Origin of the sequence: Methylobacillus draconifructus (assembly GCF_045984355.1) — a bacterium.
Lineage (GTDB): Bacteria > Pseudomonadota > Gammaproteobacteria > Burkholderiales > Methylophilaceae > Methylobacillus > Methylobacillus flagellatus_A.
This window is the reverse complement of sequence record NZ_JBJQII010000008.1, coordinates 1-13,247: the sequence shown is the minus strand read 5'-3', so window position 1 is coordinate 13,247 and position 13,247 is coordinate 1. Positions and strand designations below refer to the sequence as shown.

The window sequence follows — 13,247 nt, the reverse complement described above, 5'->3', positions numbered from 1 at the left end:
GAACTGAGATTCTAACAGGCAAGCGAAGTTCACGTCCCTGTTGATCCACCTTCTTTCAAACCCGGTTGCCTCTTTATTCCTGCCCGAGCCTGGAGGTAGTTATGCGTTATCTGCTGTGGATTGCCGCATCATGGCTGCTGACGCCAGCGCTACCCGCCCATGCCATCGACCGCGAGAAAATGATCGAGCCCTTCTTCTCCACCGTCATGGTGAGGGCCTACCGGGCGGATGGCGGCTTGGGTTACGGCTCCGGCATCGTCGTCGCCAGCGACAGGGTATTGACCAACTGCCATGTGCTGCGCGAATCCGGCAAGCCTTGGATTTCACGCGGCGAGGATGTCTACCAGGTCGAATCGGTGCAGGCCGACCTCTGGCACGACCTCTGCCTGCTGCACACGGACCCTCTGCCGTTCAAGCCCGTGACGCTAGGGGAAAGCACCGCGCTGAAGAAAGGCGAGCAAGTCATCGCCATCGGCCACTCCAACGGCGTTGCCTCCCCGCTGATCTCGGCAGGCAATATCAAGTCGCTCTACTCCCTGGACCACGGCAGCATCATCCGCAGCACCGCAAGGTTCGCGCTCGGGGCCAGCGGCAGCGGCTTGTACAACGAGGCCGGCGAGCTTGTGGGCATCAACACCTTCAAGACGCTGGGCCGCCAGGCTTACTACTATGCCCTGCCGGTGGAATGGCTGAAACAGCTGGAGGAACGCCAGCCGCAAACCCGCTTTCCCTTGATCGGCCAAGCCTTGTGGGAGGCGACAGAGCAATCGCGCCTCTATTTCCTGATGATTGCCATCCCGGAAATACAAAAGGACTGGCAAGCCCTGGGCAGGATCGCCACGCAATGGACCATGGCGGAGCCCGACAACAGCGAGGCGTGGTACGAGCTCGGCTACGCGCAGGAACACCTGCAGCAGCCACAGGCCGCGGAAGCCAGCTACAAACAGGCGCTCAGCCTCGATCCGGCGAATACGGACGCCATGTTCCGCCTTGGCCTGATGGCGGCGCATCAAGGCAAGAAGGACGAGGCCTATGCCATAGAGCAATCGCTGGGCAAGATCAGCGAGAAGCTGGCAATGGAATTCCGCAAGGCGGCCGCATGCCCCGACGACTGCAACGACATGGCCGCCAAGCCGGCTTCTTCTACCCAGTAAATTACGCCTATTGCCTCAACTATCGCGCAACACCAGCCAAATATCGCATGCCGCCATATTCCGCATTGGGAATAATATGAGTAAAATTAACGTTTTGCCGTCGTCTTCATTATTTCTCTATAGGATTTCAGATCTTGGAACTCTCGCAGCGCGTTCAATCCATCAAAGAATCACCCACCCTGGCTGTCACCGCACGTGCCGCCAAGCTTAAGGCAGAAGGCCGCGACATCATCGGCCTGGGCGCAGGCGAACCGGATTTCGACACTCCACAACACATCAAGGACGCCGCTAAAAAAGCGATTGACCAAGGTTTCACCAAATACACCCCTGTTGCCGGCATTCCCGGCCTGAAGAAAGCCATCGTCGCCAAGTTCAAGAACGAAAACGGCTTCGACTACACCGAGAAGGAAGTCATCGTCGGCGTGGGCGGCAAGCAATGTATCTTCAACCTCGCGCTCGCCGTACTGAACCCGGGCGACGAAGTCATCGTGCCCGCGCCTTACTGGGTCTCCTACGCCGATATCGCCCTGGTTGCGGGCGCCAAGCCCATCATCATCGAATGCGGCATCGAACAGGGCTTCAAGCTCACCGCCGCGCAGCTCGAGGCCGCCATCACGCCGCAAACCAAGCTGTTCATGATCAACTCGCCATCGAACCCGACCGGCGCGGTATACAGCCTTGAAGAACTCAAGGCGCTGGGCGAGGTGTTGAAGAAACATCCCCATGTGCTGGTCGCCACCGACGACATGTACGAGCACGTCAACCTCACCGGGGACAAGTTCTACAACATCCTCAACGCCGCGCCCGAGCTCAAGGAGCGCTGCATCGTGCTCAACGGCGTTTCCAAGGCCTATTCCATGACCGGCTGGCGCATCGGCTACGCTGCGGGCCCGGCCAAGATCATCAAGGCGATGGAAATCCTGCAGTCGCAATCCACCTCCAACCCGACCTCGATTTCGCAGGTGGCGGCCCAGGCTGCATTGGAAGGTCCGCAGGAGTGCATCACGCCGATGCTGGACGCTTTCCGCGAACGCCACGAGTTCGTCGTCAAGCGCTTCAACGAAATCAAGGGCCTGAAGTGTATCAAGGCGGGCGGCGCATTCTATGCGTTCCCCGATGCGCGCGAAGCCATCAACAACCTGTTTGCCGCAGGCAAGATCAAGCAGGCCACCGACATGGCACTGTCGGAATACCTGCTCGAGCAGGAAGGCGTCGCCGTGGTGCCCGGCTCCGCTTTCGGAGCCGAGGGCTACTTCCGCATCTCGTTCGCCACCTCCATGGACAACCTCAAGAACGCGCTGGAGCGTATCGAGCGCGCATTGGCCTAGCCGACACGCTCACTTGAGCAATAAAAAAGCCTGCACGAAGCAGGCTTTTTTATTGGCATCCGCGATCAGAACCGCCAGTTCAGACTGGCGCGCAAGCCGTGGTCCTCGGCTTGCCGCGCAAACTGCCCGAAATAGGATAGGCTCAGACTCAAGGCATCGCCCGCCGCTATGTCGAGCCCGGCATCCACCACCAGCGCTTCACGACGCACCGGCGTCCCGGCGATGCCGAAGGCTTCTCCCCCGCTGAAAGCCAGTTGCGACCGCTCGCTGGTATCACCGCTCGCATGCCGCCATCCCAGCGAGCCGCGCAATACCGCATGGGTGCGCTCCCCGCTTTCGAGCTGGCGTGCCGCGCGCAGGCCCAGGGTGGCGAAGGTGGTGTCCGTACCTTGGCTGCGGCCTCTCAGGGCGGCGCCTTGCTTCTCATCGAAACCATCGGTATGCAGGTTGACATGCGCCAACGTCACGAAAGGCTCGAGGGCGAGCAGCCCAGCCTCCAGGCGGTAGCCCAGGTCGGCGAAACCCTGCAAGGTGCGACCCTTGTAATCCGCCTTGCTTTCCGCCGCAAGCCCGGGGAAATCCACGCTGCGGCGCGTATTGACGTCATGCCAGCTGTGGCTGGCCCCCAGCCTGAGGCCGAGGCCGTCCCACTCTGCACCACCATAGAGCCCCAGGTGATAACTGCGCACGTTGGCGGAAGAATGCCTGCCGCTGGCTTCCTGGCTGCTGTCGGAGTAACCTGCCAGCGCACCGGCGCGCCAGCGTTCGCCCAGCTGGGTATCGGCGCCGAAGAGGATGCCGCCTATGCGCCGGCTCAACCTGGCGGCATCCTGGGTGCCGCTGTCATGCCCCCAGCTGCCCAGCGCCTGCGTCCAGGCGGTATAGCCTTCCCTTTCCACGGCATCGCCATTGCGGGCCGCCGCCACAGCGCCAAATGCCTGGCGGGTGCGGTCAATCGCCGCGTTGCGTACGAAGCGGCTGTCCTCGATCAGGGTATTGCGCGCCGAGGCATGGATTTCGCCCGACAATTGGTCCATTGCCGCCGCGGTGTCCTGCTGCTGCAATGCCGCATCGATAAACTGGTTGCTCCCGGCGGCAAGCAATACGCCGCCCAGGACGGACCGCTGGTTACGGCTCAGGCTGGACTGCACGTTGTCGACAGCGCCCTGGTCGATAGCCAAGCTGACTTCCACGCTGTCAGTATTGTAGAAGGTATTGAGGCTGACCAGCCCGCCACCGGTCCAGGTGCTGGAAGAAAACGGCGTACCTAGGGAGCCGTCGGTGGTCAACACCGTATAGCGGTGGTTGAGCAGGTAGCCGCCGTTGCCGTTTTCCTGGGTGACCTCCAGGCTGATGCCCGCCAGGTCGGACACGCCGGTATCGGTGATATGCACGAGGTCCGCCTGGCCTGCCGCATTGATTTCGGCGACATAGGTACCGCTGAAGCCGGCGACAGAGCCGTAGGTCTGCGTACCGATGGAATTGCCCGGGCCGATGGTGCCGCTGCCGCTCAAGGCGCCGCTGAAAATGAAGTTGCCGCCCAAGGTAGCGCTGCTATCCACGACCGCATTGCCGACCACCAGGATAGGCGATGCCGCCGTTCCGCCATGGGTGGCCGCTCCCTGTCCCAGGTTCACGTCGCCCACGATGTTGGTGGCGGCGGTGCGGCTGAACAGGATGACGGCATCCTCGGCATTGAGGCCGCTGTTCAAGGTCGTCGCACCGGCAAAGGACACCACGCCCTGGCTCGCATGCACGGTGCCGTCGATGGTCGCATCGCCGTTGAACACGGCAGTGGAGCCGCCGCCGAGATTGAGCTCGCCATTGATCGCGGTATTGCCGCTGTTGAACACCAACGTCGTATTGCCGCTGCCGCCAACGCCGCCCGCCACGGTCGTCGCGTCGCCGTTGAATTGCAGCTGGGCATGGTCGATTCCGCTGACGTTGCTGCCGATGTTGGTATCGCCGTTGAACGTGAAGCTGGCGCCATTGCTAGCCACCGTCTGCGCGATATTGGTAAGGCCGTCGAAACTCACGCTGGAGCCCGTGCCCGCCACTACGCCTCCCCCGATGTCAGCGCCGTTGGTAAAGGCGATGGTCGTGCCCTAGCCGCCGCTGACATTGCCGTCGATCGGGCTGCCATCGGTATTGACGACGGTAGCGCCATCCCCGGCCGTCACGTCATGGATACCCCTGACGATGCCCACCCATTGCGCGCCGGAACCGACGATGAGGTTGGTCAGCCCGCTGCGGCCCTCTTCCAGGCTGTCGATATCCACGATATCGCCGCTGGAAACGGACCCGTTGGCGAGGGTGAGATTGATGATGCCATCCATGCCCTGCTCGTTGCGGTTAACCTGCAGCAGAACGCCATTGTTCCGGGTGAGATTGGAACCCGCCCCGACCAGGATATCCTGCACCTGCCCGGCCTCGGTGAGCTCGGACAGTATGGAGGCGCCCGCGGCATCGATGATGGTGTTGTCCAGGATTGCACTGGCATTGTCCACCAGGTGAATGCCGGAGCCCTGCCGGGAAACCAGGCTGGAACCGTCGAGCTCGAGCCTGCCGCCCGCCGTGGCGAACGCCGCCGCCACATTGCTGCCGGTTGTCAGCACGGATGCATCCTGCAACCGCACCAAGCCGTCCAATATCGCCGACACGCCATACGCATCCTCACCGCCGGTGGCAATGCTGCCCGACTCGAAGACCACTGTGCCGCCAGTGCCATCAAACCACCCGGCCGATACGCCCATGGCCCTTGCGCCGCTGGTTTCTATCGTGACGCCGTTGGCGTTGATCAGGGATTGCGCGCCGCTGGCCTGGATTCCTACGGCATCGTCTCCGGACGTACTGATCGAGCCTGCTTCCACGTCGATACGCCCGCCGTTGAATGCGTACAACCCCCGGCCGACGGACCCCGTCGTCGTGATCGCCACATTGCCGGCCGCTATCCTGCCCCCTTCATTCTGCGCAAACAGGCCATAGGAATTGTGCCCTTCGGTAGAGATGCTGCTGCTATCGATGTTCACCACGGTTTCCTGCCCGGCAAACGCGCCGCTCGTTGCCGCCCACGCCAGCACGGCATGGGAGTTTTCTCCTTTGGTGGAAAGCGCCACTCCGTCAAGCCCTGCGCTTCCGCCGGTATCCGCGCGGACAGCATAGCTGCGGTCGCTGCCGGTCATGCGCACAGCGCCGCCTTTAAGGACAACGCTGGCGCCCTGCGATGCGGCAGCACCGACGGGAGCATCGCTGCCGTTGGTGCCTGAGCCGCCGACGATCAGCTCGGTATTGTTCGCGACGATGCTGGAGCCCGCCCCTGTCGCGCTGACCCCGCGCCCGTAGGCGCCGCTGTTCGTCTGGCTGACCGTCACGCCATCCAGCCGCACCTGGCCGCCGTTGGTCGCAGAGGCGCCGTAAGCGCGGCTGCCTGATACGTTGATGATGGTATCGCTGGCCTCCGCCACACTGCCGTTCCCGTCGGCGACCAGGCCATGCGCGCCCTGTCCCAGGGTCGATATGCTACTGCCTTGTAGGCTGACCTGCCCGCCCGTATTGGCCACTGCGCCATGACCGCTGCCCGAAGCCGTCACTGTCACACCGGACCCTTCGTACGTTCCCCCCGCAACGGCCAGCACGGCACTGCCACTGCCGGCATTGCCCACAGCGCCGCCGGTCATCGCAATTCCGCTGGCATCGGATTTCACCACGGCGTTGGCGGCGCCATTCACGGTGCCGTTGAAATGGCTGTCGGCCAACAAGGCCGAGGCATTGTTCACCGCACTGAGGTAGCCGTCCGCCACGTTCCAGCGCCCGCCCAGCGTCGCATCGTCCAGCCTGATGTTGCCCCCGACCTGGATAGATGGCCCGTTGCTAGCTCCAGTGGCCGATGCGCCGTTTTCCAGTTCGACATTGCCGCCTATGCTGACGACGTCTGCGCTGCCGCCGCTGAAAGTGAAGCCGGCCTGGCTGCCGATCAGGCTGCCGCTAATGACGGCGCTGCCAGCGAAATCCGCCGAGGCCTGTTCCTCCCCGTTGCCCTCGGCAAGCAGGCTCCCCGCGATGGTGGCGTTGGGTGCCACTTGCGCATGCGCGCCCGCGTCGACGACGATATCGCCATCCGTATTGCCGATCACTTCCCCGTCGGCATAGACTTTCCCGGCCAGCAACCTAGACCAGTAAGTGTCAAATACGGTTTCGCCGTTGTTCCTGGCCTTGAGGTACATGGCCCAGAACTGGGACGGTTCGCCGCTGGCGGTTGCGGGAGGGTTCCAGGCGTAGATCAATTCGCCGTTGAAATAATATTCGACCAGGTTCTGCTCGGGCAGCAGGCGCAAATCCAGCGTATTCCAACCGTCGTACTTGATCAGGCTCGCCGTCTCGGCGAGCGTCACCCAATCGCCACTGTCCCATACCTGCAAGCGACCAACGCCATCCTGGTTGTTGAAATGGATGATGGGAAATGCGGCCTCGCTATCGACATACGCTCCATCTGCCACCACCGATTCAGGCATGGCGCTGCCCCACATGCCGGTATTGACATAGTCGGTTGCCGTTCCGCTCTGCCAATCCCCGTCGACCCACATATCGCCCCGCAGGAAGGAAGCGCCCGCAGGCACTGTGGTCTGTTGCGAATAGCCTTGCCAGTTATTGAAGGAGTCGCTTGCCGCAGGCGGGTTGACCGCCAGCTTCAAGGCATCCCGCCCTTGCCACTCCACACGTTCCAGCGAAGGGGAGCCGCCCCTGTCCTTCTTCCAGGCCAAAGGATCCATGTCGACCGCATAGGGCGTATAGACCGCAGGCTCTGCCGACGCCATTGGCGAATACGCTGCGCAACATGCCAGCACGGCCAAGACCGCACTGACGCCGGCCCCGCTGCCGCAGCCTTTGCTCTTGGCCGTTTCAGGCACCACCAGGTGCATCCGGCGCGCAGCGCTCCATATCGTTTTATAAGCTCGGTTCATCCCTGTCCTCCCCTTGGATTGAAAAAATAGAATGGCGCGGTCGATCAACGCTGGTTGATCAGCCTGCCCTAGCCTGCATTCGCAGTGATATGAAGATGAGTGATCGACGGCGTGCCGATGATCCTGCCTGCCTGCACGTCGATCTGCGGCTGGAAATACAGGCTCAGCTCATTGCGCTCCAAAGCGCGGTGCAAGGCGGCCTCGAGGAAAAAGCGCTCCCTTTCGCAGCCGATCACCTGTTCGGAATAGATATAGACGTCCCGCGCATCGGACTCGCGGCACGGCAACAATGCGGACGAGGCATGCGACAACAGCTCCAGGCTTCGTTCCGCATGCCATGGATATACGGCAACCCCGATATTGCACGAGAGGATGACTTCGCCGCCCTCGACCTGGAAAGGCGTGGAGAATAGGGACTTGACCCCTTCCACCGCCTTGAAGATGCCCGCATCGGCAGCATCATGGCTGGTATGCAGGACGGCGAACTCCTCCCGCTTGAGGTGAGCGACCGGCATCCGGTCGTTCAGGCGCTGCGCAATGCCATTGAGCAGGATGGCAGCAGCCTGCTCCCCCAGCACTTCCGTCACCTGCTCGAACCGCGCCACCCTCACGACCAGCACCGCCACCTTGCGCAATGGATGCCGCCTTGCATGTTCGACAAACTGCTCGAGGTGTTCCAGGAACAGCGATTTTCCAGGCAAGCCGGTCACGGCATCGTAGGACTGATCCGGCAAAGAATGGGATACGCCATCCGGCCTGGAAGGCCCAGCAGCAAATAATTGATCTGCCAGCACCGGATATTGATTGCGCGAATCACTGGCAATGCTACCATTCAGCATATATAGCTGGCGCCCATCCGACTTGCGCTCGCCCTTTCCGCTCTTGGGCGTGCCGTCGAGGTGATATCGGCTGGGCCAGATTGTTTGTGGAGTGACGCCTATATGCTCGGCGATCAGACGCTCATAGCGAGGACATGGGCTGTAAAGAGCATTGCTCAACGTTGTGCGTGACAAGCCGTACCGCCTGGATAGCGCCTGCAAGTTGGTTTTGGTCTTGCGCACGGCGGCAATGATGTCTGCCCGATGCCAATCTCCAGTTATCAATTTTTTTTCATCATTCATAGCGACTTGTTGCCAAACATCCAGATTGATGATCAATGAAGATGAGTTATTAAAAGACATCCTAATTCGGATGTCAATAGTAAATAGTCGGAAAATTATTTGTAATAACGGAGAAATAATAACGATGAACCATGAATATAAAAGCATTTATGGGCCATTTACCCCATCCGGAATAATTTCCGATTTTTAGAAGAATTCGGATGAGTGGAATATCAAAGAAGTTACTCAAGGTCATTGGCGGGCAATCTGCAAAATCCTGGGCCGAACAAAACGGCCTTCCAGTGCAAACTGTTCATGAATGGCTCAAGCATGACCGCATGCCGCGGGGAGCCAATTTCCAGCTATTGATCAACGCAACCGGCATTGCCAAGGAATGGTGGATTTCCGACAGCGACCATCCCCCTTCCCTTTCGCCACCCAATACCGCGCCGCAACAGGCAACGGCCTGCAACCCCTGCATCAACAAATCCCTGCTGCACGGCTGCATTGAAGCCTGCAAGCACTTCTACGGTTCGGATTTCAGCTCCGCACCGGAGCAAGCACAGATCAGTTATGCCGCGGATTGCTACAATGCCGTGATCGCCATGGTGCAGGACAATTCACCGAGCCCGGCGAACTCCGTGCAGCTGACAAAGGAAGACATAGGGCACTTGATGAAAATCGCGATCAAGCTCGGGAAACTGCACAGCTTTACAAAGACTTAGGCTGGTTGCGGCGATTACGCGGTAAAATGACCCCAATTCAAACCAACAATATTGCCGTCCATCAATGAAGCTCAACCTCTGGCTGCTCATGATCATGTTGCTTGGCAAGCGCGAACGCACCTTCAACATCGTCGCCACCACCTCGCAATACGGCGTGCAGAAAATCCTGGCCGTGGACGGCAGCAACGTATACGGGCAATCCCTCAATCCCGAGGGCGCGCTTTCGCGCAACGTGATCGCCAGCCCGGTCGAGCGCTTTCCCTACCAGAACATCGTGGTCGAGTACCGCTATTCTGTGGCAGGCAACAACCGCTTCCGCCGCTACACCTCGCTGGGCCGCCTGATGCTGGCGCTCCCGCTCATCCTCACCCCCATCTACCGCTGGACTGCCAACATCAAGCACTTCCTCGGCAGCGTGTTCCTCAACCGCAGGCCGACGGAAACCCGCGAACGCTACGACCTGCTCAAATACATCGTCGCGCACAAGGCCGTCTCCGAAACACCGTTCACGCTCAACGAACTCATGGGGGAAATGGTCGGCTACCTTTGCTTCACGCAGGAAGACCGCATCTGGTACATGCAGAAAATGAAGTACCAACTGGCCTCGCTGGTGGAAACGCATGACTTGGAAATGACGGCCAAGGGCCATTACAAGGTCACCGGCCTGGCATGGAAAAGCCTGAGCGACTTCCAGGAGGAAAACCGCAGGCATCGCGACAGCGCGCGCATTCAATGGGTGATAGTCTTGCTGACGATGGCGATCGGGCTATTCGCGATTTCCAATACCGGCATCGTGCGCCTGCCGGTATTGCTGGACCTTGAGCAGGAGGCCCACCAGGTCAAGAACATCGTGCAATCGCACTGGCACTCGCTGCTCCAACACGAAGAGCCTCCCCTTGACGAGCAGAAGGCGCTGGATTCCATCATGATGCTGCGGACGGAGCCGCAAAGCGTCGAGCAGATCATCCCCACGCCCCCGGCAGATGACAGCCCGCCACAAAAGAAAAAAGCGGATTAATCATCCGCCCCCGCCTTACTTTGCCTGCTTGATGCGCTCCACCGCTTCCTGGGCGATCTTCTGATATTGCGGAATCACCTTCTGGTTGAGCTCGCTGGTCAGCTTCATCGACTCCGCCGCCAGTTGCGGCATTTTCTGGTTGATGGATTTGCCGGCGGGCGAGCTATAGAAATTGATCGCGGCCTGCAGCTCTTCCTGCGTGAACGTACGGCGGTATAACGGCAACACCAGCTTGACGATGGCGTCGTAAGACAAATTCTCCTGCTGCACCTTCACCGCCTTGTCGCCGGCCTCCTCCGCGATCCTCTTCTGCTTGTCGTTCAACTGCTGGTATTGCAGCGATTGCAGGAGGTTGTTCCGCAACGCCGTATCGGCATTGGCGCGCATGGTCTCCAGGGCGCCCTTGACGTTGGACACCTCCATGAACTTGAAAATCAGCTCATCGGAAGGCGTGGCGGCATGCGCGCTGCCCAGCATGGCCAGCATACAGATGGCGAGCGTTTTCTTTAACATTTGAATCTCCTGTCTTAATCAATATGGTCAACCGCGACAGTCCCAGTCGCGAAACGCAAGATTATCATTTTTTTCATTTCAAGGGCATTCCCGCTAGGGCAAACCCATATCCCGGCATCACATGATACGGAACAACCGCAGCGTATCGCCAGGTGGGCTGAAAATCTTGTATTCCTGGGAAATGCCGTTTGAAACATTGATCTCCTCGGAACTTGGCCTGCCCTGGCAAGAACCGCGTCCGGTATCCACCTTGAGCACGTGCTTGCCGTCGGTGAGGAAGAACGTCACATATTCCCCCGGCATGATGGTGTAGGAACGGATGTTGTCGATATAAAGCTCGTTCTCGCAACCGATCCCGATTTCCTTCGGCGCAGGGTCGCGGCGCACCGTGACATACGCGCCGGTAAAGAATTTGGGATAGGACGCATATACCCGGTCAGGCGGCACCGGCGTACTTGATGCATTCTGTAGCGCAACCCCGGCACATGCGCTCAATGAAAGTAAAAGCGCCGACAATATTATTTTTCTCATGATGACCTGACAGATGGGTATTTCCAAAAGACTGCCAATCCGGGGTTAGGTTCAGTGAACAAGCGATTTTAGGATTGGAGCTCAAGCCAAGCCCGGATGCTTCTCATCATTTTCTCTAGCCCAAAATCATGACGATCAGTACCTCAAACTAAGTCATCTGTCGCATAGGCTTTGCCCCGCCATCAGCGATGATGTGTGCCGCTTCATTGTAAAAGCATGTTAAGCAGCTCAGGCATTTAAGCAAAAAATAATCAAGCAAACCTATTGGAGAAGAAAAGATGAGAACTATCATATCCGCCCTCTGCCTCGCATTCGCCGCAACGGGCGCACAAGCCGCAGATCAGATTGAAAGAATGACGGCAGAAAAAATGCAGTCATTCAGGCCGGCTCAAATCGACTGGAAGGATGAGCCGATTCTGCCCAAGGGCGCCAAAAGCGCACTTATCCTCGGCGACCCTTCCAAACCGGGCGTCTTCATTGCCTGGCTCAAGTTTCCTGCCAATTACCCGATTCCCGCCCATACCCATCCATTCACCGAAGTCATTACCGTGCTGAAGGGCAAGTTAGGCAATGGGATGGGCGACGTTCTGGACAAGAAAAAAGGTGAAACGCTGAAAGTGGGAGAAAGCTTTGTATTGCCTGCAGGCCATGCGCATTACGTATGGACTGAGGGTGATGAAACCATCGTGGAATTGATTGCCACCGGCCCTTGGGATATTACCTATACCAACCCCAAGGATGATCCCAGAAAGAAGTAATCCAGGGCAAGGTTCAATTGAGCCTTCTACCTTTGATATACCCCTCGACTAGGAAACCACATAGACGGGGGGTATATTTATAGCCGCCGGCATCATTGCAGTATTCCTGGGCTTTGATTCTTCCAAGCCGCTGATAGTGAACCTGCTTGGGCATATCAGCAAACTGATGCACGGTGGCATCCCTAAGCGCTAGCGAATCCAGAGCGGAGCCGTCATAAACCACGCTCATGCCTAACGTTGCTCTTGATCCGTCGCCAGCATCTTCAGCCGGAGTTTGCACCAGAAACACCAACTCAGGATATGCCTTGTCCTTTGCAAGCACAGCTATATTCAAGGCATCTTCAAAAAATCCCTCAATCCAAGCCGAGCTGGATTGAGTCCTGTCATTCAGGTAGACCACTTCCAAACGCTCGGGAGCCTCGCGCACCTCCAGCACCTTATGAGAAACTTGCTTGATCCTATCGTCCAGCGCCCTATTTTCAGAGCCATTAAGTAAATCGTTGATCATCAAATAACCACCCCCCGCGGCAATTGCGCTAAGTACAAGCAACCACTTAAACGAAGATGCTTTCTGATAAAACCGCATTGTCATATTTTCATTGTCGGATATGAGTGTTAGTCAGGGAGATTTTACCTTCAACCTGCAAGTGGCATGAGATTAAAAATCCACCCGTCATGCATATGCTCATCGATTAATCCTATCGAATCAGGTCACTATATATGTAGACCTGGCCTTTAAATTTCCCATCGTTGATATCTGCAAAGCATTCTTCGCACGCTAGGCTCATCTCATGAGCTAAACAGACTAGAAGCCTGAGTCAAATTTACATCTCCGCCAAGTAACTTAGTGGCGTCCAGGCACAGAAGCGCCTGGAGACCCTTCCGGCCTCTTTGCGGCCAGGATCTATTCAACCTAAGCATTAGAGGAAAAAATGAACATCATCCATCAAGCGTTAATCGCAACAACAGTCTTTATTTCGATGCAAGCTCATGCCGCATGGCCTGACAATGTAGTCACTCCGGTAAGCGCTATTGAATCGCCCCTACTATCCTAGACAGTCGCCAGCCCCTCGAAATAACGCTTTTCATACTCTACTGGCGATAGGCCATTATTGAAACTGTGTCGACGCCTAGGGTTGTAAAACATTTCGATGTAATC

Annotated in this window: 12 protein-coding genes; 5 read left to right on the top strand and 7 right to left on the bottom strand. The window is 58.3% G+C overall.

What is annotated here, in order from left to right:
* The first annotated feature begins 101 nt into the window (after positions 1 to 101).
* Positions 102 to 1,154, top strand: a complete 1,053-nt coding sequence (locus ACJSDX_RS14170; RefSeq protein WP_407995239.1) for a trypsin-like peptidase domain-containing protein — start codon at positions 102 to 104, stop codon at positions 1,152 to 1,154.
* 134 nt (positions 1,155 to 1,288) lie between these two features.
* On the top strand, positions 1,289 to 2,482 hold the full coding sequence (locus tag ACJSDX_RS14165) for a pyridoxal phosphate-dependent aminotransferase (RefSeq protein WP_407995238.1): 1,194 nt from the start codon (positions 1,289 to 1,291) through the stop codon (positions 2,480 to 2,482).
* Positions 2,483 to 2,547: 65 nt separating this feature from the next.
* Here the strand turns inward: ACJSDX_RS14165 and ACJSDX_RS14160 are convergent, their stop codons facing one another.
* The 3 genes from ACJSDX_RS14160 to ACJSDX_RS14150 all read right to left on the bottom strand — a co-directional run bounded on the left by ACJSDX_RS14160 (position 2,548) and on the right by ACJSDX_RS14150 (position 8,546).
* Positions 2,548 to 4,539 (bottom strand): autotransporter outer membrane beta-barrel domain-containing protein, encoded by a 1,992-nt coding sequence (locus ACJSDX_RS14160; protein WP_407995237.1) that lies wholly within the window; start codon positions 4,537 to 4,539, stop codon positions 2,548 to 2,550.
* Positions 4,540 to 4,587: 48 nt separating this feature from the next.
* On the bottom strand, positions 4,588 to 7,443 hold the full coding sequence (locus ACJSDX_RS14155; protein ID WP_407995236.1) for an ESPR-type extended signal peptide-containing protein: 2,856 nt from the start codon (positions 7,441 to 7,443) through the stop codon (positions 4,588 to 4,590).
* 68 nt (positions 7,444 to 7,511) lie between these two features.
* Complete coding sequence (locus ACJSDX_RS14150; RefSeq protein ID WP_407995235.1) at positions 7,512 to 8,546, bottom strand: helix-turn-helix domain-containing protein; 1,035 nt, start codon at positions 8,544 to 8,546, stop codon at positions 7,512 to 7,514.
* Positions 8,547 to 8,764: 218 nt separating this feature from the next.
* On the opposite strand from ACJSDX_RS14150, the gene ACJSDX_RS14145 reads away from it, so the two are divergent.
* Both ACJSDX_RS14145 and ACJSDX_RS14140 read left to right on the top strand, forming a co-directional pair.
* Positions 8,765 to 9,268 carry a hypothetical protein gene (locus tag ACJSDX_RS14145; RefSeq protein ID WP_407995234.1) on the top strand — a complete coding sequence of 168 codons (504 nt, stop codon included), beginning with the start codon at positions 8,765 to 8,767 and terminating at the stop codon, positions 9,266 to 9,268.
* A gap of 64 nt (positions 9,269 to 9,332) precedes the next feature.
* Complete coding sequence (locus ACJSDX_RS14140) at positions 9,333 to 10,286, top strand: hypothetical protein (RefSeq protein WP_407995233.1); 954 nt, start codon at positions 9,333 to 9,335, stop codon at positions 10,284 to 10,286.
* Positions 10,287 to 10,301: 15 nt separating this feature from the next.
* On the opposite strand, the gene ACJSDX_RS14135 is transcribed toward ACJSDX_RS14140, so the two are convergent.
* Both ACJSDX_RS14135 and ACJSDX_RS14130 read right to left on the bottom strand, forming a co-directional pair.
* Positions 10,302 to 10,799: a DUF2059 domain-containing protein gene (locus ACJSDX_RS14135; protein WP_407995232.1), complete on the bottom strand. Its 498-nt coding sequence runs from the start codon at positions 10,797 to 10,799 to the stop codon at positions 10,302 to 10,304.
* Between the two features lie 117 nt (positions 10,800 to 10,916).
* A complete protein-coding gene (locus tag ACJSDX_RS14130; protein ID WP_407995231.1) occupies positions 10,917 to 11,330 on the bottom strand; it encodes a hypothetical protein in 414 nt (137 codons plus the stop codon).
* Positions 11,331 to 11,698: 368 nt separating this feature from the next.
* Between ACJSDX_RS14130 and ACJSDX_RS14125 the strand changes: the two genes are divergently transcribed.
* A complete protein-coding gene (locus ACJSDX_RS14125) occupies positions 11,699 to 12,088 on the top strand; it encodes a cupin domain-containing protein (protein WP_407995230.1) in 390 nt (129 codons plus the stop codon).
* 13 nt (positions 12,089 to 12,101) lie between these two features.
* Here ACJSDX_RS14125 and ACJSDX_RS14120 read toward each other — a convergent pair whose 3' ends face one another.
* Positions 12,102 to 12,680 carry a hypothetical protein gene (locus ACJSDX_RS14120; RefSeq protein WP_407995229.1) on the bottom strand — a complete coding sequence of 193 codons (579 nt, stop codon included), beginning with the start codon at positions 12,678 to 12,680 and terminating at the stop codon, positions 12,102 to 12,104.
* A gap of 459 nt (positions 12,681 to 13,139) precedes the next feature.
* Positions 13,140 to 13,247: IS3 family transposase (locus tag ACJSDX_RS14115; RefSeq protein WP_407995009.1), on the bottom strand; the 108-nt coding region annotated here is incomplete at its 5' end.

Coding starts and splice junctions, on each gene's coding strand:
- ACJSDX_RS14170 (WP_407995239.1), top strand. CDS start 102: ATGCGTTATCTGCTGTGGATTGCCGCATCATGGCTGCTGACGCCAGCG.
- ACJSDX_RS14155 (WP_407995236.1), bottom strand. CDS start 7,443: ATGAACCGAGCTTATAAAACGATATGGAGCGCTGCGCGCCGGATGCAC.
- ACJSDX_RS14145 (WP_407995234.1), top strand. CDS start 8,765: ATGAGTGGAATATCAAAGAAGTTACTCAAGGTCATTGGCGGGCAATCT.
- ACJSDX_RS14140 (WP_407995233.1), top strand. CDS start 9,333: ATGAAGCTCAACCTCTGGCTGCTCATGATCATGTTGCTTGGCAAGCGC.
- ACJSDX_RS14135 (WP_407995232.1), bottom strand. CDS start 10,799: ATGTTAAAGAAAACGCTCGCCATCTGTATGCTGGCCATGCTGGGCAGC.
- ACJSDX_RS14130 (WP_407995231.1), bottom strand. CDS start 11,330: ATGAGAAAAATAATATTGTCGGCGCTTTTACTTTCATTGAGCGCATGT.
- ACJSDX_RS14125 (WP_407995230.1), top strand. CDS start 11,699: ATGCAGTCATTCAGGCCGGCTCAAATCGACTGGAAGGATGAGCCGATT.
- ACJSDX_RS14120 (WP_407995229.1), bottom strand. CDS start 12,680: ATGACAATGCGGTTTTATCAGAAAGCATCTTCGTTTAAGTGGTTGCTT.